Source organism: Streptomyces sp. URMC 124, assembly GCF_051386455.1.
GTDB lineage: Bacteria > Actinomycetota > Actinomycetes > Streptomycetales > Streptomycetaceae > Streptomyces.
The window spans coordinates 14,293-38,071 of the sequence record NZ_JBPQTS010000065.1 but is presented as its reverse complement, the minus strand read 5'-3'; the positions used below and the strand labels follow the sequence as shown (position 1 = coordinate 38,071).

Annotated in this window: 18 protein-coding genes and 1 pseudogene; 14 read left to right on the top strand and 5 right to left on the bottom strand. The window is 73.4% G+C overall.

Annotated elements, in window-relative coordinates; translation table 11 throughout:
• Nucleotides 1-330: FHA domain-containing protein (locus ACSNOG_RS15960; RefSeq protein WP_436753310.1), on the bottom strand; the 330-nt coding region annotated here is incomplete at its 3' end.
• Between the two features lie 76 nt (nucleotides 331-406).
• On the opposite strand from ACSNOG_RS15960, the gene ACSNOG_RS15955 reads away from it, so the two are divergent.
• The 3 genes from ACSNOG_RS15955 (at nucleotide 407) to ACSNOG_RS15945 (ending at nucleotide 4,086) form a co-directional block, all read left to right on the top strand.
• On the top strand, nucleotides 407-835 hold the full coding sequence (locus ACSNOG_RS15955; RefSeq protein WP_436753309.1) for a gamma-glutamylcyclotransferase family protein: 429 nt from the start codon (nucleotides 407-409) through the stop codon (nucleotides 833-835).
• Nucleotides 836-1,181: 346 nt separating this feature from the next.
• Nucleotides 1,182-2,960, top strand: coding sequence for a M4 family metallopeptidase (locus tag ACSNOG_RS15950; protein WP_436753314.1), 1,779 nt, complete (start codon nucleotides 1,182-1,184; stop codon nucleotides 2,958-2,960).
• A gap of 205 nt (nucleotides 2,961-3,165) precedes the next feature.
• Nucleotides 3,166-4,086: an alpha/beta fold hydrolase gene (locus ACSNOG_RS15945; RefSeq protein WP_436753308.1), complete on the top strand. Its 921-nt coding sequence runs from the start codon at nucleotides 3,166-3,168 to the stop codon at nucleotides 4,084-4,086.
• A 41-nt stretch (nucleotides 4,087-4,127) separates the two neighbouring features.
• On the opposite strand, the pseudogene ACSNOG_RS15940 reads toward ACSNOG_RS15945, so the two are convergent.
• Nucleotides 4,128-4,379, bottom strand: a pseudogene (locus ACSNOG_RS15940) (WhiB family transcriptional regulator); the annotation flags it as partial.
• A 112-nt stretch (nucleotides 4,380-4,491) separates the two neighbouring features.
• Complete coding sequence (locus ACSNOG_RS15935) at nucleotides 4,492-5,910, bottom strand: M6 family metalloprotease domain-containing protein (RefSeq protein ID WP_436753313.1); 1,419 nt, start codon at nucleotides 5,908-5,910, stop codon at nucleotides 4,492-4,494.
• A 152-nt stretch (nucleotides 5,911-6,062) separates the two neighbouring features.
• On the opposite strand from ACSNOG_RS15935, the gene ACSNOG_RS15930 reads away from it, so the two are divergent.
• The gene (locus tag ACSNOG_RS15930; RefSeq protein WP_436753307.1) at nucleotides 6,063-6,761 is read left to right on the top strand and encodes a TetR/AcrR family transcriptional regulator; all 699 of its coding nucleotides are present in this window, start codon (nucleotides 6,063-6,065) and stop codon (nucleotides 6,759-6,761) included.
• Nucleotides 6,762-6,853: 92 nt separating this feature from the next.
• Nucleotides 6,854-8,323, top strand: coding sequence for an amino acid permease (locus tag ACSNOG_RS15925; protein ID WP_436753306.1), 1,470 nt, complete (start codon nucleotides 6,854-6,856; stop codon nucleotides 8,321-8,323).
• On the opposite strand, the gene ACSNOG_RS15920 is transcribed toward ACSNOG_RS15925, so the two are convergent.
• Nucleotides 8,313-9,242 carry an AraC family transcriptional regulator gene (locus ACSNOG_RS15920; RefSeq protein ID WP_436753305.1) on the bottom strand — a complete coding sequence of 310 codons (930 nt, stop codon included), beginning with the start codon at nucleotides 9,240-9,242 and terminating at the stop codon, nucleotides 8,313-8,315. The genes ACSNOG_RS15925 and ACSNOG_RS15920 overlap by 11 nt on opposite strands.
• A 96-nt stretch (nucleotides 9,243-9,338) precedes the next feature.
• Between ACSNOG_RS15920 and ACSNOG_RS15915 the strand changes: the two genes are divergently transcribed.
• The 9 genes from ACSNOG_RS15915 to ACSNOG_RS15875 all read left to right on the top strand — a co-directional run bounded on the left by ACSNOG_RS15915 (nucleotide 9,339) and on the right by ACSNOG_RS15875 (nucleotide 21,974).
• Entirely contained in the window at nucleotides 9,339-10,349 is a 1,011-nt protein-coding gene (locus ACSNOG_RS15915; protein ID WP_436753304.1) for a zinc-dependent alcohol dehydrogenase family protein, read from the top strand.
• A 452-nt stretch (nucleotides 10,350-10,801) separates the two neighbouring features.
• On the top strand, nucleotides 10,802-11,272 hold the full coding sequence (locus ACSNOG_RS15910; RefSeq protein ID WP_436753303.1) for an NUDIX hydrolase: 471 nt from the start codon (nucleotides 10,802-10,804) through the stop codon (nucleotides 11,270-11,272).
• Entirely contained in the window at nucleotides 11,269-13,068 is a 1,800-nt protein-coding gene (locus tag ACSNOG_RS15905) for an ATP-binding cassette domain-containing protein (protein WP_436753302.1), read from the top strand. Before ACSNOG_RS15910 ends, ACSNOG_RS15905 begins: the two co-directional genes overlap by 4 nt.
• 119 nt (nucleotides 13,069-13,187) lie before the next feature.
• The gene (locus tag ACSNOG_RS15900; RefSeq protein ID WP_436753312.1) at nucleotides 13,188-14,153 is read left to right on the top strand and encodes a cyclase family protein; all 966 of its coding nucleotides are present in this window, start codon (nucleotides 13,188-13,190) and stop codon (nucleotides 14,151-14,153) included.
• Between the two features lie 162 nt (nucleotides 14,154-14,315).
• Nucleotides 14,316-17,240, top strand: coding sequence for a SpoIIE family protein phosphatase (locus ACSNOG_RS15895; RefSeq protein WP_436753301.1), 2,925 nt, complete (start codon nucleotides 14,316-14,318; stop codon nucleotides 17,238-17,240).
• A gap of 90 nt (nucleotides 17,241-17,330) precedes the next feature.
• Nucleotides 17,331-18,884: a sugar ABC transporter ATP-binding protein gene (locus ACSNOG_RS15890; RefSeq protein WP_436753300.1), complete on the top strand. Its 1,554-nt coding sequence runs from the start codon at nucleotides 17,331-17,333 to the stop codon at nucleotides 18,882-18,884.
• Nucleotides 18,884-19,978, top strand: coding sequence for an ABC transporter permease (locus ACSNOG_RS15885; RefSeq protein ID WP_436753299.1), 1,095 nt, complete (start codon nucleotides 18,884-18,886; stop codon nucleotides 19,976-19,978). The genes ACSNOG_RS15890 and ACSNOG_RS15885 overlap by 1 nt, the downstream gene beginning before the upstream one ends.
• The gene (locus tag ACSNOG_RS15880; protein WP_436753298.1) at nucleotides 19,975-21,183 is read left to right on the top strand and encodes a substrate-binding domain-containing protein; all 1,209 of its coding nucleotides are present in this window, start codon (nucleotides 19,975-19,977) and stop codon (nucleotides 21,181-21,183) included. The genes ACSNOG_RS15885 and ACSNOG_RS15880 overlap by 4 nt, the downstream gene beginning before the upstream one ends.
• A gap of 44 nt (nucleotides 21,184-21,227) precedes the next feature.
• Nucleotides 21,228-21,974, top strand: coding sequence for a response regulator (locus tag ACSNOG_RS15875; RefSeq protein WP_436753297.1), 747 nt, complete (start codon nucleotides 21,228-21,230; stop codon nucleotides 21,972-21,974).
• Here ACSNOG_RS15875 and ACSNOG_RS15870 read toward each other — a convergent pair.
• On the bottom strand, nucleotides 21,965-23,704 hold the full coding sequence (locus ACSNOG_RS15870) for a GAF domain-containing protein (protein ID WP_436753296.1): 1,740 nt from the start codon (nucleotides 23,702-23,704) through the stop codon (nucleotides 21,965-21,967). The two genes, ACSNOG_RS15875 and ACSNOG_RS15870, sit on opposite strands and share 10 nt — an antisense overlap.
• Nucleotides 23,705-23,779: the final 75 nt, after the last annotated feature.

Genomic DNA, 23,779 nt, shown 5'->3' with positions numbered 1-23,779 from the left:
GACCGGGGGCGGGGCGTTCCTGAGGACGGCGGCGGGCCCGTCGCCGGGGTTGCCGAAGCGCAGGACGGTGCCGGGCCCGACGTCGAGGACCTGCACGCGGCGGCCCTCGGCCCACGTGCCGTTGGTGCTCCCGGTGTCCTCGACGATCCAGTGGCCGGAGACCGGGCGCAGCACGGCGTGGTGCCAGGAGACCCGGTCGTCGTGCAGCACGACGTCGCTGAGGGGGTCGCGTCCCACGAGGTAGGTGCGGACCGGAGCCATCGTCTTCGAGCCGCCTTCGGACTCGATGACGAGTTCGGGGGCGGAGGGCGCGGCGTGCCGGTCTCCCATACCGGTAATTTTACGGCGGGCCGCCCGGCCCCGCCTTTCGGTGACGGGCGGCCCGGGGCGGCGGAGGGAGCGGGAGATGGCGGTGGAGCCGGAGCGGCTGCCCGTGTTCGTCTACGGGACGCTGCGTCCCGGGCAGGTCAACCACGGGCCGTACCTCCTCGGCCGCACGGTGGCCGAGGAGCCGGCGCGGCTGCGGGGCGCGGTGCTGTACGAGGGGCCCGGCTATCCGTACGCCGTCGCCGAGCCGGGCGGCGAGGTCCGGGGCGAGCTGGTCTTCGTCGGTCCCGGGGCGTACGCGGCGGTGCTCGCGTCCCTGGACGGGCTGGAGGGCTGCGGTCCGGACGGGCGGGGGGAGATGTACGTGCGGGTCGTGCGGCAGGTGCTGCCCGAGCACGGCGGTGCCGTGCGCGCCTGGGTGTACCTCGCGGCGGACCGGACGGCCCGGCGGCTGCGGGCCACGGGGACGCGGGTGACGGGCGGCAGCTGGGGGACCCGTCTCGCATAGCGAGACGGTGAGCGCCTCCGGCAACCCCTTCGCCAAAGCCCGCCTCTTCCCCTGCAGTTCGACACCGCGTCACGGTGCGGGCACCTTGCGTCGAGGCATTGTTAACAGTTGATCAACTGTCCGGACATCACGCCTATCTGCTCTTTTCATGCCCATGCCAGCAAAGGCACAGTCCTCCGCGGGACCACAGGTTCCCGCGGTGTGCGCGTGACGGCACCGCGCGCATGCAGGCGGACGGCTGACCACCGAACCGCCCTGGACGCAAAGGGCGCTGAACTTGCGTACAACCCCCACAACCCACAAGCGAATACTCACCGCCGCCGTGGCGGTCGTGGCAGCGGCCACCATGGCGGGCACGGCGTCCGCCTCCCCGTCCCAAGGCGTGGACACCTCCGACCTCCGGAACCGGGCCCGCGCCGCGGCCACCGACTCCTCCGTCGGCGCCGCCGCCCTCGCCGCCGACACGGAGACCGTGAAGGCCGCCACCGCCGCGGCCCTGGCCCACGCCGACGCCACGGGCGTCGGCAAGAACGAGACGCTCCGCGTCAAGGACACCCTCATCGACCCCGAGGGCAAGCGCCACGTCCGCTTCGTCCGGGCCTACCAGGGCGTCCCCGTCGTCGGCGGCGACCTCGTCGTCCACCTCGACGCCAAGAAGAACTACCTCGGCGTCACCCGGGCCATCAAGCACCGGATCGCCGTGCCGTCGGTCGCCCCGAAGCTCACCGCGGACCGGGCCGCCGCCGAGGCCGCGAAGTCGGTGGACGGCAAGGCCGCGAAGACCGAGCTCGTCGTCGACGCGCGGAGCACCGAGCCCGTCCTCGCCTACCGCGTGACCGTCACCGGCAGCGGCAAGGCCGGGACCGGCGTCAGCCACAGCGTCGTCGTGGACGCCGGCAACGGCAAGGTCATCAGCAGCACGCCGCTCAGCGACGGCATCATCTCCCCCCGGCTGAGGGCCAAGCTGCGCAGCGAGGGCAAGCAGGCCAAGCCGCGCACGGGCGCGAAGACCACGCCACCGGCCAAGGCGCAGCCCGGCACGCAGTTCCCGGCGCAGGCGAACGGCACCGGCGCCTCGCTGTTCGCCGGCAACGTCCCGCTGACGACCACGCAGACGGCGAAGGGCTCCTTCGTCCTCAAGGACCTCAGCCGCGGCGGCGGGGAGACCCGCGACGCGCAGTCCAAGGAGCTCGACTCCTTCGCGGCCGGCAAGGCCTTCACCGACGCGGACAACCGCTGGGGCAACGGCACCCCCGCCGACAACGCCACGGCCGCCGTCGACGCGCAGTTCGGCATCACGAGCACGTACGACTACTACAAGGCGACGTTCGGCCGGAACGGCATCAAGAACGACGGCTCCGGCCCGCGCGCCCTGGTGCACTTCGGCGACAAGGTCGGCAACGCCTTCTGGTCCCCCGAGTGCGGCTGCATGCTCTACGGCGACGGCGACGGCGAAACGTTCAAGCAGCCGCTGGTGGCCCTGGACGTCACCGGTCACGAGCTCAGCCACGGCGTGATCGAGGCGACCGCCGACTTCCAGCCCACGCGGGTCGACGCGCGCCAGAACCAGTTCGGCGAGGCGGGCTCGCTCAACGAGTCGCTCGCCGACATCTTCGGCGCGGGCGTGGAGTTCCGGACCGCCAACGGCGGCAACCCCCCGAACTACCTCCTCGGCGAGAAGCTCGGCCTGGAGCAGAAGTTCCTGCGCCGCATGGACAAGCCGTCGCTGGACGTCCTCGAGGGCACCGTCGACTACTGGGACGAGGGCTCCTACGACCGCGAGGTGCACGCCGGCTCCGGCGTCTCCTCGCACGCCTTCTACCTGCTGGCAGAGGGCAGCGGCAAGAAGACCATCGGCGGCGTGGAGTACGACTCCCCCACCTACGACGGCAAGGCCGTCTCCGGCATCGGCCGGGAGAAGGCGCAGCAGATCTTCTATCGCGCCCTGACCCGCTACATGGTCTCGACGACCGACTTCCACGAGGCCCGCACCGCCACGCTGCAGGCCGCCGCGGACATCCACGGCAAGGACAGCGCCGAGTACAAGGCGGTCGACGCGGCCTGGGCCGCGGTGAACGTGACCGCCGCCAACACCCCCAAGGAGGGCCCGGCCGTCAAGCGCTGACGGCCGCGGAGAGCGCACCCGTCCGGCCCGCCTTCCCCCGCGTCCCGCGCGGGGGAAGGCGGGCCGGTTCCGTGTGATCCACGACATCTGGCCCGGCGAAGTGGATGTTGTTAGGGTCGTCGCCACCAGTGAGTTGGGTGTTCCAACCCACCCGGACGCCGCTGGTCGTCCGGCACACACCGATCGGCAATCTAGGGGGAGCGCAGTGTCGGCACACGCAGGGACGGTCACGGACGCCGAGGGGCTCAAGGCCCTCAACGCCGAGCTCGCGGCGTCGTTGGACGGCGAGTTCACCAGCGAGTACGCGGACGTCAACGGGGTCCGGCTGCACTATGTGACCGGCGGTCAGGGCGAGCCGCTGGTGCTGCTGCCCGGCTGGCCCGAGACCTGGTGGGAGTACCGCAAGGTCATGCCCGCCCTCGCGGCGCGCTTCCGCGTCATCACGGTCGACATCCGTGGCATGGGCGGGTCGAGCAAGCCGGAGTCGGGCTTCGACAAGAAGAACATGGCCCTGGACATCCGCGAGCTGGTGCGCCACCTCGGCTACGACAAGGTGAACATCGCCGGGCACGGGATCGGCGCGATGGTCGCCTTCGCCTACGCGGCGAACCACCCGGACGCCACGAAGAAGGTGGCGATCCTCAACACCACGCACGCGGACCGGAGCTACTACAAGTTCCCCATGCTGCCGAACCCCGGCGACCGGGGCCCGCACCGCTGGTGGCTCGCCTTCAACCAGGTGGCCGACTTCCCGGAGCAGATCCTCACCGGCCGCTACCGCTACATCATCGACTACATGTTCGGCCTGAGCCTGGTGAACCCGGACGCGATCACCGACCGCGACCGGGACGTCTACGCGCAGGCGTACTCGTCGGCCGAGGCGATCCGCGCCGCCAAGGGCTGGTTCCAGTCGTACCAGAAGGACATCGCGGACTTCGAGTCGTACGACAAGATCTCCGTGCCGATGCTCGGCCTCGCCTACGGGACGTTCTTCGAGTACATGCGGGAGGTGTTCCCCCAGCAGGGCACCGACGTCCGCATGGCCGAGATCGAGGGCAGCCGCAACTACCTGGTCGAGGAGCAGCCGGAGGCCGTCACGCGCGCCCTCCTGGAGTTCCTGGGCTGAGAGTTCCTGGGCTGAGAGTTCCTCGGCGGGACGACGCGGCCCGCGGCGGACGCCGCGCGCCGGGGCCGGCCCGCCCGGTGCAGCGCCCGCCGCTCCGCCTCGCTCGTCCCGCCCCACACGCCGCTCTCCTGCCCGGACTCCAGCGCCCAGCGCAGGCACTCCTCCCGCACCGGGCAGGTGCGGCACACCGATTTGGCGTCCTCGGTCTGCACGAGCGCGGGACCCGTCGTGCCGACGGGGAAGAACAGCTCGGGGTCTTCGTCGAGACAAGCGCCGTACTGTCGCCAGTCCATGCGGCGATCCATGGAAACGATCCCTCCGGTCGGGTCGGTCGGGGTGGGTCGAGCGGGTCCCTCTCTCCCTACTCCTCGTTACCCGGGATCCGTGAGGTATCCGTGGGAAACGTCACGCCATGTGGACGTCGATGCCCATCTCCTTGTCCCCGGGCCTGCCCTGGACCTCGATGGTGACGCCGGAGAACGTCCCGTCGGGGAGGTTGAGGGCCGGGGTCGTCGTCTCGCCGAGGGTCCTGTTGTCCTCCTCGGGATACAGGTCGTGGGCGTCTCCGCTGTTCCCCGTCCTGAAGATCGCCCCGAGGTCCCGCTTGCCGTCGGCCTGCAGGAGTTCTATCGCGAGGCGGTCTTCCCTGTTCACGTTCTCGATGGCCTCGTCGACGACGTAGACGGCGATGCCCTGGTCGGGAAGGGCGGCGTCCTGCCCGCGGCTCCGCCGGTACTCCACGAGGAGGTACTGCCGCTCCGTCATGGTGTCCGGATTCTGGATGAAGACGAGGTCGCCGGTCTCGGCGGCCGGCCGGATCACCACGTCCTTGGTGGTCGTGGAGACGCCTCGCGGAACGGCCCAGCCGTGGAACATGCGCAGCATGCCGTTGGGGAAGGTCGGCGTGAGGCCGAAGTTGCCCCAGCTGCCGGACGCCATCAGGCAGTAGTCGCCGAGGCCGGCGGACTGGGTCGCCTCCAGCTGACCCGTGTCGTAGAAGTCCGCCCAGCGCGCGGCCAGGTGGCCCCACTCGTGGGCGCACACGCCCATCGAGCAGTCTTCCGGGACCGTGAGGAAGGTCTCGGCCTTCAGACCGGGGGCCACCTCGACGCCGTCCGGGATGCCCCACTTCAGGCTCCAGATGTCATCCAGCGACTCGGTGCTCTCGGCCCCGCTGCCCGCGTGCACGACGAAGAGCGCGGTGACCATGTTCTCGCCGAGCACGTCGAACGGGGTGAAGTCGACGCCTTCGTCCAGCGCCGTTCGGACGGCGTCACGGGCCATGCCCTGGGAGTTCCGGGGAAAGCCCTCCTCCGTCGTGCCGGAGTTCCCGTCGGCGTAGAACGACAGCGGCTGCGGCATCCGGAACCAGCCGTGGACCTCGCCCTGGACGTCGATGCCGTTCTCGCCGAACGAGCCGAAGCCGCTCACCGTGCGGTAGTAGTCGCGCATGCTGCCGGTCGGCAGGGAGTCCGCGCTGAACAGCAACTGCCGGTAGTGGCCGGTGCGGTGGTTCGGGTCGTGCGGCCGGTCGGGGAAGTCCACCAGGAGCACCAGGGTGTTGACCACTCCCTTGAGCCGCTTGGAGGGCCGTTCGATCAGCTCGCGCTCGGCGACCGGCCCGACCCTGACGGCGCCGTCGTCGAGGCCCACGCGCTTCTCGCCGCGCCGGGCGGAACGCCAGATGTAGTAGTAGTCCTCGAAGGACGTGCCCTTCGGCAGCCGGCCGAGGTCCATCAGGTCGAGGTACCGGGTGTAGAGGCGGGCCCGCGCGTCGGGCGCCAGGGGCACCGGGCAGGGCCGGGTCGTACAGGTGTGTCGCATGGTGATCACTCACCGGATTGAACGATCGCGGGGGTACAGAGCATCTTTACCGCGTAAACATGCTGTTTCCGTTTATGCTGTATATGTACAGGCTCATCCCGCTTCGCCGCCCTTGTCAAGGGCGGGCTCCCTCGCGGAGGAGGTCGGTCGCCATGGCCGCCCGCACCCGGCTCACCCGCGAACGCGTCGTCGCCGCGGCGCTGCGCATCGTCGACGCCGAGGGGCTCGACGGGCTGAGCATGCGCCGGGTGGCCGAGGAGCTCGGCGTCGAGACGATGGCCCTCTACCGGTACACCCCCAGCAAGGACGACCTGCTCGACGGCCTGGTCGAGCGGATCTTCATAGAGCTGGAGGAGAACCTGAGCGGCACCCCGTTCGGCCCCGCGGCCCTCTCCGGCGGGGACAACGAGGGCGCCGCCCCGTGGCGCGAGGCCCTCGTCGCCGTCGCGCTGGCGATGTACCGCGTCGCGCTCGCCCACCCCCACGTCGCGCCCCTGCTGGTGCTCCGCCCGTTCACGGTGCCGCTCACGCGGCGGCCGCCCGCGGTGCTGCGCGCCCACGAGCGCCTGCTGACCCGGCTGGAAGGGGCGGGGCTGGGCGAGCGGGCCGCGCTGGAGCTGTACCGGGCGTACATCTCCTGGGTGCTGGGCTACATCGTCTTCGAGCTGCGGGAAGTCGTGGACAACCCGGACGAGCCCGAGCCCGCCTTCCGGATGGGCCTGCACCGGCTGCCGGTCAGGGATTTCCCCCGCCTGCGGGCCCTCGGCCCCGGCCTGGCCGCGCGCGGCGGCGAGGAGCAGCTCGCCGCCGGCGTCACCGCGCTCATCGACCGCTTCGCTCCCCCGACCTGACACAGCGGGCGGCGCCAAAGCGTGCCGCGCCGCGCTGATCGGTAGGTAGTGGTTCCACGCCCACGCCTCCTCCGAACCCCAGGACGGTCAGCATGCTCGCGCCCCCTCCCGCCGGCACAGGAACCCGCACGAGCCCGCCGCCCGCGCCCGCCGGTGCCGGCGCCCGCGAGGCGGGTGCCGGCGAGGCGGGTGCCGGCGAGGCGGGTGCCGGGCTGCCGCGCGGGCTCAAGCAGCGCCACCTGTCCATGATCGCGCTGGGCGGTGCCATCGGAGCGGGCCTGTTCGTCGGCTCCGGAGTGGGCATCCGTGCCGCGGGGCCCGCGATCGTCGTCGCCTACGTCCTGGCCGGCGGACTGGTGCTGCTGGTCATGCGGATGCTGGCGGAGATGTCCGCCGCCGACCCGGCCACCGGGTCCTTCTCCGTGCACGCGGCCAAGGCGCTCGGGCCCTGGGCGGGCCTGACGGCGGGCTGGCTGTACTGGTCGCTCCTGGTCGTCAGCGTCGCCGCGGAGGCGATCGGGGCGGCGGACATCATGACAGGCTCGCTGCCCGGCGTGCCCGGCTGGGTGTGGATGACGCTGTTCATGGCCGTGTTCACCGGAAGCAACCTCGCCGCCGTACGGCGCTTCGGCGACCTCGAATTCTGGTTCGCCGGCCTGAAGGTCACCGCCATCTGCGTCTTCCTCGTGCTGGGGGCGCTCGCCGTCGCCGGGCTCCTGCCCGGCTCCCCCGCGCCGGGCACGGCCCACCTCACCGGCCACGGCGGCTTCCTGCCGCACGGCTGGCACGGGCTCGCCCTCGGCCTCGTCGCCGCGGTCTTCGCCTACGGAGGGCTGGAGACCGTCACCATCGCGGCCGCCGAATCCGCCGACCCCGTCCGGGCCGTGGGCCGCGCCGCCCGGACGGTCGTCTGGCGCATCTGCCTCTTCTACATCGGCTCCATGGCCGTCATCGTCACCCTGCTGCCCTGGGACAGCGGCACCGCCCGCACCAGCCCCTACAGCGGCACCCTGGAACGCATCGGCGTGCCCGGCGCCGGGCACCTCATGAACGCCGTGGTGCTCGTCGCCCTGCTGTCGGCGATGAACGCGAACATCTACGGCTCCTCCCGCATGCTCTACTCCCTCGTGCACCGCGGCGACGCGCCCCGCGCGCTCGGCCGCCTCACGCGCGGCGGCGTCCCGCGCAACGCCGTGCTCGCCTCCGCCGCCTTCGGCTTCGCGGCGGTCGTCCTCAGCGTCGTCTGGCCGGACACCGTCTTCCGCTTCCTGCTCAACGCCGTGGGCGCCACCATCCTGATCGTCTGGTTCCTCATCGGCCTCTCCCAGCTGCGCCTGCGCCGCCTGCGCGCGGGGCGCGGGGAGGCCGGACCACCGGTGCGCATGTGGCTGTTCCCGCACCTCACCCGGCTGACGCTGCTCGCGATCGGCGCGGTCCTGGTGGTCATGGCGGTCGAGCCGGACTCGCGCACGCAGGTCCTGTGCACGGGGGCCTGGGCGGCGGTGCTGATCGTGTGCGGCCTGCTGAACGGGCGCCGCCGCGCCTCGCGTCCTACGCCGTGAGGCCGGCCGCCTGCTTGCGGTACCGGCCGGGAGCCATCCCGTACTCGCGCTTGAAGGCCTTGGCGAAGGCGAACTCCGAGGTGTACCCGGACCGTTCGGCGACGGTGCGCAGGGGTGCGTCGCCCTCGCGCAGCATGCGGCCGGCCGTCGTCATGCGCCACCAGGTCAGGTAGGCGAGCGGTGGCTGGCCGACCAGCGCGGTGAAGCGGCGGGCGAAGGCGGCGCGGGAGAGCGCGGCCCGGGCGGCGAGTTCCCCGACCGTCCAGGGCCGCGCCGGGTCGTCGTGGACGGCGTGCAGCGCCGCCGTGACGGCCGGGTCGCTCAGGGCCGCCGCCCACCCGGAGGACTCGTCGGGGCGCTCGGTCAGCCACCAGGTGCGCAGCAGGTAGAGCAGCAGGGTGTCGAGGAGCGCGGGCACGACGGCGTCGGAGCCGGGCTGGGGGTCGGCCAGTTCGGCGCCGAGCAGGTCGACGGCGGCGCGCAGCCGGTCGTGGGTGCCGACGCGGGCCGGGAGGTGGATGAACGGCGGCAGGTCGGTGAGGAGGGGGTGGGCCCGCGTCTTGTTCAGCCGGTAGGCGCCGCAGAGCATGAGGGTGTCGTCGCCGTGGACGGGCCCGCGGTCACGGATCGACGGCCAGGAGCCGTCCTCCTTGAGCCGTGCCTCCTCCAGCGGGGTGCCGGGGTGGTCGGCGAGGCCGTGCCCGTACCCGTGGGCGAGGAAGACGACGTCGCCCGGGCCGAGGCGGACGGGTTCGGCGCCGTCGGGCGGCAGCAGCCAGGCCGATCCCTGGAGGACGACGTGGAAGCCCGCGCCGTCGGAGTCCGGGAAACGCACGCCCCAGGGAGCGCGCTTGACGGAGCGCGAGGAGTGGGGCAGCCCGGTGCGCATGGCGGCGATCGCGTCGCTCAGTACGTCCATGGAGGCACCCTACCGTCATGATCACGAGACGCTGGGACATAACCAGAAGGTTTTCGGATATGGAACGTCTCCCCTCACCTCCGTACGGTCGTTCCCATGACAACTTCTTCTGCAGGCACGGCAGTCACCAAGGCGGTTCTCTTCCACGAGCTCGGCGGTCCCGAGGTCCTGAAGGTCGAGGACGTGCCGCTCGTCCGGCCCGGCGCCGGGGAGGTCCTCTTCCGCGTCGAGGCGATCGGCCTCAACCGGGCCGAGGCCCTCTTCCGCGCGGGCCGTTACTACTACCGGCCGACGCTGCCCGCGTCCCGGCTCGGCTACGAGGCGGCGGGCGTGGTCGAGTCGGTCGGCGAGGGCGTGACCGCCTTCGCTCCGGGCGATGCGGTGATGGCCGTGGCCAACTTCGACTTCGGCGTCCACGGGGTGTACGGGGAACACGCCGTCCTGCCCGAGACCTCGCTGGTGCACCGGCCCGAGGGGGTGGACGCGGTCACCTCCGCGGCGGCGTGGCTGTCGTACTCGACGGCGTACGGCGGCATGGTGGAGACCGGCGGGCTGGCGCCGGGCGACCACGTGATCATCACGGCCGCCTCCAGCGGTACGGGGACGGCCGCGATCCAGACGGCCCTGCGGGCGGGCGCGATCCCGATCGCCACCACGCGCGGCGAGTCCAAGCGGGAGCAGCTGCTGGAGCTCGGCGCGGCCCACGTGATCAGCACCGGCTCCCAGGACCTCGTCGAGGAGGTCAGGGCGATCACCGGTGGCCGGGGCGCCCGGATGGCGTTCGACGGCGTGGGCGGCCCGGGCTTCGCGACCCTCGGCGACGCACTGGTCCCGGGCGGCACGCTGGTGGCCTACGGCTTCCTGGACCCTCGCCCCATCGAGCTGTCGATGAACTGGCCGCTCACCGTGCACGCGTACGGCAATGGGTTCATGAGCCGCGACGAGGCGTACCGCCGGCGCGCGGCCGCCTTCATCGGTTCGGGCCTGGCGAGCGGCGCACTGGCGCCCGTGATCGCCGAGACCTTCGACGGCCTGGAGCGGATCACGGACGCGCACCGGCTGATGGACTCCAGCACCTTCACCGGCAAGATCGTGGTGAAGGTGTGACGCGGGAGGCCGCGGCGAGCCGGCGCGGCCCGTGAACGGCCGCCGCGCGATGCTGCAGGCCCCTCTGCAAAGCGGGGCCGGCGGCCGCCCCGCAGCCACGGGGGCGGAAGCGCCAAGTGATCGTTTCCGCCCGCAACGCAACCCCCGGATCGGGTGACCGGCCACGGTGGGGTGAATCGCACAAACGCCGACCGGCTCCCGGCCCAGAGCCCGCGGGCCGGTTGACGCCTCCTCGAATTCCCGAGCGACGAAACGCCCTTGGAGGGCCGTGACGCCCCCGATCAGGGGTCGTTTTCCCGATCGCTCGTCCGATCCGCACGTCAACGAGGAGGCGTAGTGCATCACCATCACGAGGGCCCCACGCACACCAGCGGGGCGCATCCGGCATTCGAACACCGCCGGCCGGCAAGGCCCGTGGGATCCGGCGCGGCGACCGCGGGGCGGTGGCCGTCATGAAGCAGCGGGCACGCTACACGTGCGTGGTCGACGTGATGGTCCTGCTGCACCGCGACGACGGCCGCGTCCTGCTGCTGCGGCGGGCCGGGAATGTGTACGCCTCCGGTCTCCTCGCCCCGCCCGGCGGACACCTGGAGGACGGCGAGACGCTGGCCGACGGCGCGCTGCGCGAGGTCGCCGAAGAGGTCGGGGTCGCCGTCGACCCGGCCGACCTGGAGTTCTGCCATCTGATCCACCACCGCGGCCCCGAGGGGCAGGCCCGGGTCGGCGTCGTCTTCACCGCGCAGCGGTGGTCGGGCGAGCCGCGCAACCTGGAGCCGGAGAAGTGCTCCACGCTCGTCTGGGCCGACCCGGCGCACCCGCCCGCGGACTGCGTGCCGTACACCGCCGCCGTGCTCGGCAGGTTCGTCGCGGGAGCGTTGCTGTCCACCCACGGCTGGGACGGGACGCCGGGAGGCGCGGCATGACGCAGTCGGAACAGCTGCTGTTCGGCGGCCCGTTGCTGTACGACAACGGGTGGAGCCGCCACGAGGCGGCGTACTTCGAGATGTCCCTGTGGGCGATGGCCGTGCGCCTGCCCCTCCTCGTCGGCTCCACGGTGCGCCTGGCGCGGCAGGCCGACGGCCGGTCGCTGGCCGTCGTCGGGGCCTCCGAGCTGATCCGGGGCGCGGGGCAGGCCGTGGGGCTGGTCGCGGTCAACGGCGTCCTGGCCGCGGTCCTCGCCTCCGGGACCATGGCGCAGCGCCTGTCGGCGGCCGTCCCGGCGATGGTGACGGTGACGCTCGCCGGGACGGTGAGCGCCCTGGCGGCGTCCGCCTCGACGTCGGGCACGGGCCGGCTGGAGCCGAAGGTCGAACGGGTGGCGACCGAGCAGTACCTGGAGCGCGTGGTCCGCGTCGAGCTGGCGGCGATCGAGGACGCGGAGTTCCACCGGCTGCTGGATTCGGCCCAGTACGGGGCCGCCTCGGCCCGTCGCATGATCAGCTACTGCACCGGTGTCATCGGCTCGCTGGTCTCCTTCGCGGCCGCCGCCGGCGTGCTGACGGTGCTGCACCCGGTGCTGCTGCCGCTGCTGGTCCTGATGACCGTGCCCCGCTCCTGGGCCGCCCTGCGGAACTCGCGGACGCGGTACGCCAGTTACCTGCGGTGGGTGCAGCACTCACGGGCCGGGCGGCTGCTGAGCCAGACCCTGATGCGGACGGGGCCCGCCCCCGAGATCCGCGTCCACGGTGTCGGGCCCTTCCTGGTGGACCACTTCCGCAGCATGTCGCAGGACTCCGAGGCCGAGCAGTCGCGGCTGGCCGACAGCGCCGCCCGGGTCCGCCTGATCGCCTCCGCACTCACCGGCGCCGCCACGGCCCTGACGTACCTGGCGCTGATCGGGCTGCTGGCGGCGGGCGCGATGGACCTGTCGGTGGCGGGCACGGCCGTCCTGGCCACGCGGACCGGCGGGCAGAGCCTGTCCGCCCTCGTCCTGCAGGTCGGCAATCTCTACGAGGAGGCCTGCTACGTGCAGGACCTGGAGCGCCTGTGCCGGGAGGCGGCACAGCGGGCCATCCCCGACGGCGGGCTGCCCGTGCCCGAGCGGCCGGCGCTGATCCGCTTGGAGAACGTCACCTTCCGCTATCCCGCCGACGGCACCGAGGATCCCGCCGGCCCGCCCGGGCGGCCGGCGCTCAGGAACGTGAGCCTGGACATCCCCGCCGGCAGGATCGTGGCGCTCGTCGGCGTGAACGGCTCGGGCAAGACCACCGTCGCCAAGCTCGTGGCCGGTCTGTACCGGCCGGACGCGGGAAGCGTCCTGTGGGACGGCGTGGACGCCGGCGAACTGGACCGGGCGCAGCTGTTCTCGCGGATCGCGATGGTCGGCCAGGACTTCCACCGGTGGCCGTTCACGTGCCGCATGAACGTGGCCATCGGCCGCACCGACCGGCCGCTGGACCAGGAGGCGCTGGAGGAGGCGGCCGTCCTCGCGGGCGCCGACAAGGTCGTGGCGGAGCTGCCGAAGGGCTGGGACACGCTGCTGTCCAAGGGATACAAGGGAGGCCATCAGATCTCGGGGGGCCAGTGGCAGCGGCTGGGCATCGCCCGCGCCCGCTACCGCGACGCCCGCATCCTCATCGTCGACGAGCCCACCTCGGCCCTGGACGCCCGGGCCGAGGAACTGCTGAACACTTCCGGGGGCGCCTTCCGCGGTCTGTACGAGCTGCAGCGCGCGCAGTTCCAGGACGCGCCGGTACCGGGGCAGCGGCGGACGGCGTAGGGACGAGCGGCGCTGCGGGCCCCCGGCCGGACGCCGCGCGGTGTCCGGCCGGGGGCCCGCGGCGCGGCATGGCGGGTCGATATCCGGCGGCCGACGGCCCATCATTGCCCAGCATGGACATGGGCTTCCCGGCCGGTGGGCCGACTCCCCCGCCGACCGGTGACCGCAACGGGCCGGCCGTCTCCCGCGAGGAGTTCGACGCGCTCTTCGAGAGGGTCCGCACGTGGGGCCGCTGGGCGCCCGCCGACCGCGGGGCCTGGAACCGGGTGACCGCGGACCACGTCCGGCGGGCCGGCGCCCTGGTCCGGACGGGGACCGTCGTGCCGATGGCACGGCCGTGGGACACCGTGCCCGGCCCGGACAACCGCAGGCCCGCCCTGCACTACATGTCCGACCTCGGCGACGTGGAGGCGCCCGAACCCACCGCCCACAAGGACTTCATCGGCGCCGACTACCACGGCAAGGCCGTCAGCCATCTGGACGCGCTCTGCCACATGGCCTACCGCGGGCGGTTCTACGGCGGCGGCACGGCGCGCGACCTCGCCGGCGCCGGGGGTGCCCGCTTCGGCGAGGTCGCGGCGCTCGGTCCCCTGGTGACCAGGGGGGTGCTCCTCGACCTGCCGGCCGTCGAGGGCAGCCCCTGGCTGGCGCCCGGACGGGCCGTGCACCCAGCGGACCTCACCGCCGCCGAGGAGGCACTCGGTGTGACGGTCGGCGAGGGGGACGCCCTGCTGGTGCGGACGGGCCGATTCCGGCGCCGCCGGGAGCGGGGCCCCTGGGACCCGGACGCCTCCTGCGCGGGCCTCCACGTGCACGCCGTACCGCTGCTGGCCGAGCGCGGCGTCGCCCTGCTGGGCGGCGACGGCGACAGCGACGTCCGGCCCTCGCCGGTCGAGGGCCTGCACTCGCCCGTCCACACCCTCGCCATCGCCGCGATGGGCGTGCCGCTGCTGGACAACCTCGATCTCGAAGAGCTCTCCGCCGCCTGCGCCGGCTCGGGCCGCTACGCGTTCCTGCTCGTCGTGGCGCCCCTGAACATCCCCGGCGGTACGGGCTCGCCGGTCAACCCCGTAGCCGTGTTCTGACGGGCGGGGCGGCCGCCCCGCCGGGCGTCACGGACAGTGTCCGGACCCACGCGCATCCGCACACATTCCGTTATGTCGGCAAAGTTCTAAAATGGAACAACAGTGCAGCCGCCCCGGTACGGGTGGCCATCGGCGCACGCACCGGTGAGGGAAGTGATCCGGATGGGGCTCGTGGCGGACGACATCGGTCCCGTACGCGCCCGTGAGCAGTTCCTTCGCGGCGGGACGACCGAGGAGGCCGTGCGCAGCCCGATCCTGAGCTCCTGGCAGCGCAGCCAGGCGCTGGGGCTCTCGCCGGACGGGTGCGAGCTCCCGTACACCCAGGACCTCGACCTCGACGGCCGCCTCGTGCGCGCGGCCGCCCCCGTGATGAACCGGCTGCAGGCCATGTTCGACGGCAGGAGCATGAACATCTGCCTCGCCGACGCGCGCGGCGCCGTGCTGCAACGCCGGTTCGGCCGGGCGTCCATGGTCCGGCACCTGGCTCCGATCCAGAGCGTCCCGGGCTTCGTGTTCGCCGAGAAGTACGGCGGGACCAACGGCATCGGCCTGGCCCTCGCGGAGCGGCAACTGGTCAACATCTACGGCGCCGAGCACTTCGCCGAGCGCTCGCAGTCCAACGCGTGCGTGGCGATCCCCGTACGGGACCTGCTCAACGGGCGCATCGAAGGCGTCCTCTGCTTCGGCTACCCCTACACCGACGCGGACACGGCGCTGGACGTCGTGATCCGCAAGGCGGCCGACGCCATCGAGCGGCGGCTGCTGGAGCAGAGCTCGGCGCGGGAGCGCGCCCTGCTGCAGGCCTACCTCGACGCCCGGCGCGGCGCACCGGCCGACGGCGCGTCCGGCAACGGGCAGCTGGGCGAGCTCGCCACGAGCGGCCTCGACTGGCGCGACCAGATGATCCTCAAGGAGAAGGCCGGCGAGTTGCTCGCCTCGGCCCAGCGGGCCGCCGTCGAGGTGATCCTGCCCGGCGACCGGCGGGTCACCCTGCTGAGCCGGCCGGTCACGAGCGCCTCCGGAGTGGAGGGCCTCGCCGTCGAGGCCGTCCTGCCCTCGCGGCACCAGCGCCTGACCGTCCGGGCCGCGGCCGACGCGCCCCCCGGCGTCTCCCCCGGTCTCCTCGCGCAGCAGGCGCTCTCCGACGCCGTTCCCCCGCCCGGGCGCCTTCCCGGCTTCGCTCCCGGCCCGGCCGCCGCGACGGCACGGCCGCCCGGCATATCCGGCGCACCCGCCACGCCCGGCGGTCCCGGCGCCCCCGCAGCGCGCGGCGCACCCGGCGTCGCCGGCCCTCCCGCCGACGGCGGCGCGACCAGCGGGCTGGTGCTGGTGGGCGAGCCGGGGGTGGGGAAGTTCGCCGTCGCGGCCCGCCGCCGCCTGGAGCTGCTGTCCGAGGCCAGCACGCGCATCGGCACCACGCTGGACGTCAGCCGCACCGCCCAGGAGCTCGCCGAGACGGCCGTACCGAGCCTGGCCGACTACGTCACCATCGACCTGCCCGCGGCGGTGCTGCGCGGCGACGAGCCGTCCGACCCCTGCAAGGACCTGCACCGCACGGTGGTCCACGGCGTCCGCGACGACTGCCCGTTCTACCCCGCCGGCGAGCGGGTCGACCTCAAGCCGGCCACGCCCCAGCTGCGCAGCCTGACCAGCGGGGAGACCGTGCTGGAGCCCGAACTGCGGGCCGCCCACGGCTGGATCTCGCAGCACCCCGGGCGCGCCCAGCGCCTCCTCGCCCACGGGGTGCACTCCCTGATCACCGTCCCGCTCCTGGCCCGCGGCATCGTCCTGGGCACCGCGAGCTTCTACCGCTCCCAGGACCCCTCCCCCTTCGGTGACGACGACTGCTCGCTGGCGCAGGAGCTCGCCACACGCGCCGCCATCTGCATCGACAACGCCCGCCGCTACACCCGCGAGCACAGCATGGTCCTCGCCCTGCAGCACAGCCTGCTGCCGCACGGCTTCCCCGAGCAGAGCGCCGTCGAGGTCGCGCACCGCTACATGCCCGCCGAGTCCGGCGTCGGCGGGGACTGGTTCGACGTCATCCCGCTCTCCGGCACCCGTGTCGCCCTCGTCGTCGGCGACGTCGTCGGCCACGGGCTGCACGCCGCCGCCACCATGGGCCGGCTGCGCACCGCCGCGCGCACCTTCGCCGAGCTGGACCTGGCCCCCGACGAGGTCCTCACCCACCTGGACAACCTCGTCGGCCGCCTGGACCGGGAGGAGTGCGGCGAGGACGACGACCCGGCCAACGGCAACACCGGCATCATCGGCGCCACCTGCCTGTACGTCATCTACGACCCCACCACGCAGCAGTGCACCATGGCCCGGGCCGGCCACCCGCCGCCCGCGCTCGTCCGCCCCGACGGGACCGTGACCTTCCCCGAGCTTCCCGCGGGCCCGCCCCTGGGGCTGGGCGGCCTGCCCTTCGAAAGCGCCGAATTCCTCCTCCCCGAGGGCAGCCAGCTCGTCCTCTACACCGACGGGCTCATCGAGGACCGCCACCGCGACTTCGACATGGCCCTGGAGCAGCTGCGCGCGGCCCTGTCCCACCCGAACCGGCCGCCCGAGGAGACCTGCCGGGAGGTCGTCCGGAGCGTGGTCCCCGAGCACCCGGCCGACGACATCGCCCTGCTCGTCGCCCGCACCCACGTCCTGGACCCGCACCGGATCGCCGTCTGGGACCTGCCCGCCGACCCGGCCCTCGTCTCCTCCGTGCGCGCCGCCGTCACCGAACGCCTGACCGAGTGGGGGCTGGAGGAGATCGCCTTCACCACCGAGCTGCTGCTCAGCGAGCTGGTCACCAACGCCGTCCGGTACGGCAACGGCCCCATCCAGGTGCGCCTGCTCTACGACCGCGCGCTGATCTGCGAGGTCGCCGACGCCAGCAGCACCGCCCCGCACCTGCGCCACGCGGCCACGACCGACGAGGGCGGCCGCGGCCTGTTCCTCGTCGCCCAGCTCTCCCAGTGCTGGGGCACCCGCTACACCCCCGGGGGCAAGGTCATCTGGGCGGAGTGCGCCCTGGAGGTCGGCGGGCGGCCCTTCGCCGCCGAGGCGTTCCTCGACGACATTCCGGCGATCTGACGGCCCATCCGGCGCCCGGGCCCGTGGGGGCCGTAGCATGATGAAACGTTAAAAAGCGATGATTGGTCCTGATAGGTCCCGGAGAAGTCCGTGCACGACGCTCCTCCCGACACCCGTCCCCTCCCGGGCCGCGGCCCCGAGCCGCTCGTCCGGATCCACGGCCTGAGCAAACGGCTCGGCGGCACCCTCGCCCTCGACGCGGTGGACCTCGACATCCGCACCGGCAGCGTCCTGGCCCTGCTCGGTGCCAACGGCGCCGGCAAGTCCACCCTGATCAAGGTGCTCGCGGGCATCCACCCCGCGGACGAGGGCGAGGTGAGCGTCGCGGGGCACGCCCTCGGCACCGAGGCGGCCTCCCGGGCCATGTCGTTCATCCACCAGGACCTGGGTCTGGTCGGCTGGATGAGCGTCGCCGAGAACATCGCCCTGGGCACCGGATACCCGCGCCGCGCGGGGCTGGTGTCCTGGCGGCGGACCCGCCGGCAGTGCACCGAGGCCCTGGGCACCGTCGCCGCGCACCTCGACCCGGACGCCGTCGTCGCCGACCTCACGCGCGCCGAACGCTCCCTGGTCGCCATCGCCCGCGCCCTGTCCACCCGGGCCCCGCTCGTCGTCCTGGACGAGCCGACCGCCAGCCTCCCGGCCGCCGACTGCGACCGGCTCTTCCACGTCCTGCACACCCTGCGCGACCACGGCCGCGCCGTCGTCTTCGTCACCCACCGGCTCGACGAGGTGTACAAGGTCGCGGACGCGTTCGCCGTGCTGCGCGACGGCCGGCTCGTCAGCCGCGGCCCGCTCGCCGGGCACGGCCCCGCCCGGCTGGTCCGCGACATCGTGGGCCACGACGACGCGGGCCACGGCCCGGGCGCCCACGGCATCGCCGACCCCGCCCCGGGCCCCGCCGTCCTGAGCCTCGACGGCGTGCGCACCGAGAACACCGGGCCGGTCAGCCTGCGGCTGCGGCCCGGCGAGATCCTCGGCATGGTGGGCCTCACCGGCGCCGGGCACATGGAGCTGGGCCGCGCCCTCGCCGGCTCCCGGCCCGTCCTCGGCGGGCGGATCCTGCTCGGCGGGCGCCCGTACCACCCGGGCACGGTCACGGACGCCGTCGGCGCCGGCGTCGGCTTCGTGACCAGCAACCGTCAGGAGGAGGGCTGCGCGGCCGAGCTGACCGTACGGGAGAACTTCCTGGCCAACCCCCGGGCGGCCGGCCTGCGGGGCGCGCACTGGATCAGTCCCGGCCGCGAGCGCGCCGAGGCCACCGCCCTGATCGAGCGGTTCGCGGTGCGCCCCCACGACAGCGAGGCGCCCATCGGCACCCTCTCCGGGGGCAACCAGCAGAAGGTCATGATCGGCCGCTGGCTGGGCACGAGCCGGAACCTGCTCGTCCTGGAGGAGCCGACCGCCGGCGTCGACGTCGGCGCCAAGGCGGCGATCTACCGCCTGCTCCGGGACGCCCTCGCCGACGGCCTCGCCGTCCTGCTCATCTCCACCGACTTCGAGGAGGTCGCCGACGTGTGTCACCGGGCCCTGGTGTTCGTCCGCGGAACCGTGGCGGCGGAGCTGAGCGGCGAAGCGCTCACGGTCACCGCGCTCACCCACGCCGCCTCGGACATCGCCGCCCTCACCGGAACGCCGGGCTGATGACCCCGCCTTCCCCGTCTCCTTCTCCTTCGTCTCCCCCGCCGCCCGCCGGCCCTTCGCCCGGGCCCCGTCACGCGCCCGGCCACCGCTTCGGGCACCTCGTCGGCGCCTACGGCCTCCTCGCCCTCACCGCCCTGCTGTTCGCGGCCTTCTCCCTCGCCCTGCCCGGCACCTTCCCCACCCTGGACAACATCTCCGCCGTCCTGTCCAACCAGTCGATCCCCGCCATGCTCGCCCTCGGCGCGACGATCCCCATCGCCACGGGCAAGTTCGACCTGTCCATCGGCTACGGCCTCGGCCTCGCGCACGTCATGACGATGCAGCTCGTCGTCGCCGAACGCTGGCCCTGGCCGCTCGCCTGCCTCGTCGTGGTCCTCGGCGGGGCGGCCGTCGGTGCCGTCAACGGCCTCGTCGTCGAATTCGCGAAGATCGACTCCTTCATCGCCACGCTCGGCACCGGCAGCATCATGTACGCCTTCACCGGCTGGATCACCGACGGAGCCCGCATCGTCCCCGGGCCGCGCGGCCTGCCCGCCGCCTTCACCGCCCTCTACGACTCCCGCTTCCTCGGCCTGCCGGTCTCCGCCTTCTACGTCCTCGCCCTCGCCGCCGCGCTGTGGCTGCTGCTGGAACGGCTGCCCCTCGGCCGGTACTTCTACGTCATCGGCTCCAACCCCCGCGCCGCCGACCTCGTGGGCATCCCCTCCCGGCGCTACGTGATCTACGCGTTCACCGCGTCGGGGCTGGTCGTGGGCGTCTGCGGGGTGCTGCTCGCCGCGCAGCAGCAGACCGGCAACCCCAGCGTGGGCATGGACTACCTGCTGCCCGCCTTCGTCGGCGCGCTGCTCGGCTCCACCGCGATCAGACCCGGCCGCGCCAACGCCCTGGGCACCCTCGTCGCCGTCACCGTCCTGGCCGTCGGCCTCGCCGGGATCGGCCAGCTCGGCGCCCGGTTCTGGGTCACGCCGCTGTTCAACGGCAGCACCCTGCTCCTCGCGGTCGGCCTGGCCGGTTACGCGGCCCGCCGGCAGCTGCGCCGACGGCGCACGGAACCCCCGCGGACGCCCCGCCACCCGCCCGGGGCCGCGCGGTGACCACGGCTCGCACCGCCCGGGCGGGTACGTTCGCGCTGGCAGTGGCGGCATGCGTCGTTGCCGCCGCCGGCTGTGAACGAGGTTCCTCCACGGGCGCCGCCTCTCCGCCCCCGCAGCCGGCGAGGGCCGGGTGCCCCGCCGTCCTGGCCCGGGCGCAGGTGGCCACCCGGCGGGCCGAGAGGACCGACACGGCCTGGGACGGCCCCGTCACCGGCCCCCGCGCGGTCCCCGGCAAGGAGATCGTCTACGTCGCGCAGAGCATGACCAACCCGGGTGTCGCAGGTACCGCCCACGGCGTACAGGAAGCCGCGGGGGCCATCGGCTGGCACGTCCGGGTGATCGACGGGCAGGGCACTCCCGCCGGGATCCAGGCGGCGTTCAGCCAGGCGCTCGCCCTCCGCCCGGCGGGCATCGTCATCGGCGGCTTCGACCCCCACCTGACGTCCCGGCAGGTCGCGCAGGCCCGCGCGGCCCGCGTCCCGCTCATCGGCTGGCACGCGGTCGGCTCCCCCGGCCCGGGCGCGGAGGCCGGGCTGTTCACCAACGTCACCACCCGGGTCGAGGATGTCGCGAGGATCAGCGCGGACTGGGTCATCGCGCACTCGCGGGGCACCGCCGGCGTCGTCGTGTTCACCGACGCCTCGATCCCGTTCGCCCGGAACAAGTCCGAGCTGATCGAGAAGGAACTCGCCACCTGCCCCGACGTGAAGCTCCTCGCGGAGGAGAACATCCCGATCACGGACACCAGCAGCCGCACGCCCCAGGAGGTCTCCTCGCTCCTCTCCCGCTTCCCCGACGCGTGGACGCACTCCGTCGCCATCAACGACGTCTACTTCGCCGACGCCGCCCCCGCCCTGCGCGCCGCCCGCAGGAAGGGCGGCGGCGCCCCGTACAACATCGGTGCGGGCGACGGCGATCCCTCCGCCTTCCAGCGCATCAACAGCAAGCAATTCCAGGCGGCCACCGTCCCGGAGCCGCTCTCCGAGCAGGGCTGGCAGATCGTCGACGAGTTCAACCGCGCCTTCTCCCACCGGCCCCCCAGCGGATACGTCGCCCCCGTCCACGTCACCACGGCCGCCAACAGCGCCGGAGCCACCTCCTGGGACCCGCCCGGCTACCGCGCGGCGTACCGGGGCATCTGGCACGGACGGCCGTCCCCGGGGGCCGTTCGGCCCATGGTGAGGGGCTCCTCCGGCAGTTCATGATCGGTGCAGCGCAGGGGTGTGCCGAGCGTCGACGGGAGCCGGTCGTGGACCAGACAAAGGCGTTCTCTCCAGGCGGGCCCGTCCGGGTCTTCCTCCTGGACGACCACGAGGTCGTCCGGCGCGGTGTCCACGACCTGCTGGACGCCGAGGACGACATCGTGGTCGTGGGCGAGGCGAGTAGCGTCGCCCACGCCCTCGCGCGGGGCCCCGCCCTGCGCCCGGACGTCGCCGTCCTGGACGTGCGGCTGCCGGACGGCGACGGCATCACCGTCTGCCGGGAGCTGCGCTCGCGGATGCCGGGGCTGGCCTGTCTGATGCTGACCTCGTTCGATGACGACGACGCCCTCCTGGACGCGATCATGGCCGGAGCCGCGGGGTACGTCCTCAAGCAGATCAAGGGGTCCGACCTCGTCTCCGCCGTCCGCACCGTCGCCTCCGGCCAGTCCATGCTCGACCCGGCCACGACCACGCGCCTGATGGCCGGCCTGCGCGGAGAGGGCGAGGCCGGGCCCGGCGACGAGCGGCTCGCCGAGCTCTCGCCCCGCGAGCGCGACATCCTCGCCCTGATCGGTGACGGGCTCACCAACCGTCAGATCGGCAAGAGCCTGTTCCTGTCCGAGAAGACGGTGAAGAACCACATCTCGCGGCTGCTCGCCAAGCTCGGCGTCGAGCGCCGCATCCAGGCGGCCGTGCTCGCCACGCAGGCCGGTGGGGCCGCCGGCGCGGCCGGGGCCGGCCCGGCGGCGAGTGGTTCCGGGGACCGCCGCGAGCAGCCCGGGCGTCACGGCTGAGCCGGGGGCGGCTCCTCCGCCTCGATGGGAACGCGCCAGGTCAGGACCGTGCCGTCGCCGCCGGGCGGAGCGGAGAGCACGAGCTGCCCGCCGTGCCGTGCTGCCCGTTCGGCGAGGTTGCGCAGGCCGCTGCGGCGCCCTTCGCCGGGCGTGCCGACGCCGTCGTCGGTGACGGTGAGCACCAGCTCCCGGCCGTCGTTGACCACGGCGACGCCGGCGGACGTGGCGCGCGCGTGCCGGACGACGTTCGTCAGGGCCTCCTCCAGGACCGCCACCGCGTCGTCGGTGACGGCGTGCGGCACCCGGGTGTCCAGCAGGCCTTCCATCCGCAGGCTCGGGGCGAAGCCGAGGAGCGTGGCGGCGCCGCCGACGGTCTGCACGACCCGGGTGCGCAGCCCGTGCCGGGGCGCGGTCTCCCGGGCCCGCAGGCCGAAGATCGTCGCCCTGATGATCTTGATGGTCTCGTCGAGGTCGCTCACCGCGCGCTGCACGCGTTCCGACGCCTCCGCGTGGTCGATGAAGCGGTCGGCGCTCTGCAGCGTCATCCCGGTGGCGAACAGCCGCTGGATCGCCAGGTCGTGCAGGTCTCGGGCGATGCGGTCGCGGTCCTCCAGCAGGGTGAGCTGTTCGGCGTCCGCCCGGCGCTCCGCCAGTTCCACGGCCATGGCCGCCTGCCCGGCGAAGTTCAGCAGGGGCTCGATCTCCTCCTGCGAGAACACCGGCCGCCCCGCGCCGCGGGCCAGGAACAGCACGCCGATCACCGCCTCGCCGGACGTGACCGGCACCGCCACAGCCGGCCCGAGCCCGGTCAGGGACTCGGGCACGGCGGAGACCCGCGGGTCCTCCTGGACGCTGAGGCTGCACACCGGCGCGCGCTCGGAGAGCACGATGCCGACCAGCGTCCCTTCGACGGGGAGGACGACGCCGCGGATGGCGTCGGCCAGTGCGCCCGTGGCGACCTCGACGGTCAGCGCGGACCCGTCCGCCAGCGGCAGCGAGACGGTCGCCAGCTCGGCCTCGGTGATCTCCTTCGCCAGCTCGGCGATCTGCGCCATCACGTCCTGCCGCGGGCTGCCGGACATCAGGCTGGTGGTCACGCGGGCGCTCGCCCGCAGCCACCGTTCGCGCCGCGTGGACTCCTCGTAGAGCCGGGCGTTGTCGATGGCGACGCCGGCGGCGACGGCGAGCGTGGAGAGCACCGCCTCGTCCTCGGCGTCGAAGTCGGCGCCGCCGCGCTTCTCCGTCAGGTACAGGTTCCCGAACACCTGGTCGCGGACGCGGATGGGCACGCCCGCGAAGCTGTGCATCGGCGGGTGGCCGGGCGGGAAGCCGTACGAGGCGGCGTGCTCGGAGATCTTCGGCAGCCGCAGCGGGACGGGGTGGCGGATCAGCTCGCCGAGCAGGCCGTGCCCCGAGGGGAACGGCCCGATGGCCTCGATCTGCTCGCCGGTCAGCCCGACCGTGAGGAACTTCGAGAGCGTGCGCCCGTCCGGGCCGATGACCCCCAGCGCACCGTACTGGGCGTCCACCAGCACCACCGCGGCCTCGACGATCCGCCGCAGCACGTGCTCCAGGTCCAGTTCGCGCCCCACCGACAGCACCGCCTCCAGCAGGCTGTGCACCCGGTCCCACGTCCCGCGCGCGGTGTCGAGCCGCGCCTGGAGCTCTCCCAGCAGCTCGTCCAGTCTGAGGTGCGGCAGCCGCACCGAACCACCCCCGGCGCTCTCCAACGCGTCTCCTCACGAACAGGCGAGGTGTACCCCGTCGGACCACCGTATCGGTCCCGGACCGGCCCAGAAACGGAT

Excerpts from the sequence above, each read along its gene's own strand:
- ACSNOG_RS15955 (WP_436753309.1), top strand. The coding sequence starts at position 407 with ATGGCGGTGGAGCCGGAGCGGCTGCCCGTGTTCGTCTACGGGACGCTG.
- ACSNOG_RS15950 (WP_436753314.1), top strand. The coding sequence starts at position 1,182 with ATGGCGGGCACGGCGTCCGCCTCCCCGTCCCAAGGCGTGGACACCTCC.
- ACSNOG_RS15935 (WP_436753313.1), bottom strand. The coding sequence starts at position 5,910 with ATGCGACACACCTGTACGACCCGGCCCTGCCCGGTGCCCCTGGCGCCC.
- ACSNOG_RS15930 (WP_436753307.1), top strand. The coding sequence starts at position 6,063 with ATGGCCGCCCGCACCCGGCTCACCCGCGAACGCGTCGTCGCCGCGGCG.
- ACSNOG_RS15925 (WP_436753306.1), top strand. The coding sequence starts at position 6,854 with ATGCTCGCGCCCCCTCCCGCCGGCACAGGAACCCGCACGAGCCCGCCG.
- ACSNOG_RS15920 (WP_436753305.1), bottom strand. The coding sequence starts at position 9,242 with ATGGACGTACTGAGCGACGCGATCGCCGCCATGCGCACCGGGCTGCCC.
- ACSNOG_RS15915 (WP_436753304.1), top strand. The coding sequence starts at position 9,339 with ATGACAACTTCTTCTGCAGGCACGGCAGTCACCAAGGCGGTTCTCTTC.
- ACSNOG_RS15910 (WP_436753303.1), top strand. The coding sequence starts at position 10,802 with ATGAAGCAGCGGGCACGCTACACGTGCGTGGTCGACGTGATGGTCCTG.
- ACSNOG_RS15905 (WP_436753302.1), top strand. The coding sequence starts at position 11,269 with ATGACGCAGTCGGAACAGCTGCTGTTCGGCGGCCCGTTGCTGTACGAC.
- ACSNOG_RS15900 (WP_436753312.1), top strand. The coding sequence starts at position 13,188 with ATGGGCTTCCCGGCCGGTGGGCCGACTCCCCCGCCGACCGGTGACCGC.
- ACSNOG_RS15895 (WP_436753301.1), top strand. The coding sequence starts at position 14,316 with ATGGGGCTCGTGGCGGACGACATCGGTCCCGTACGCGCCCGTGAGCAG.
- ACSNOG_RS15885 (WP_436753299.1), top strand. The coding sequence starts at position 18,884 with ATGACCCCGCCTTCCCCGTCTCCTTCTCCTTCGTCTCCCCCGCCGCCC.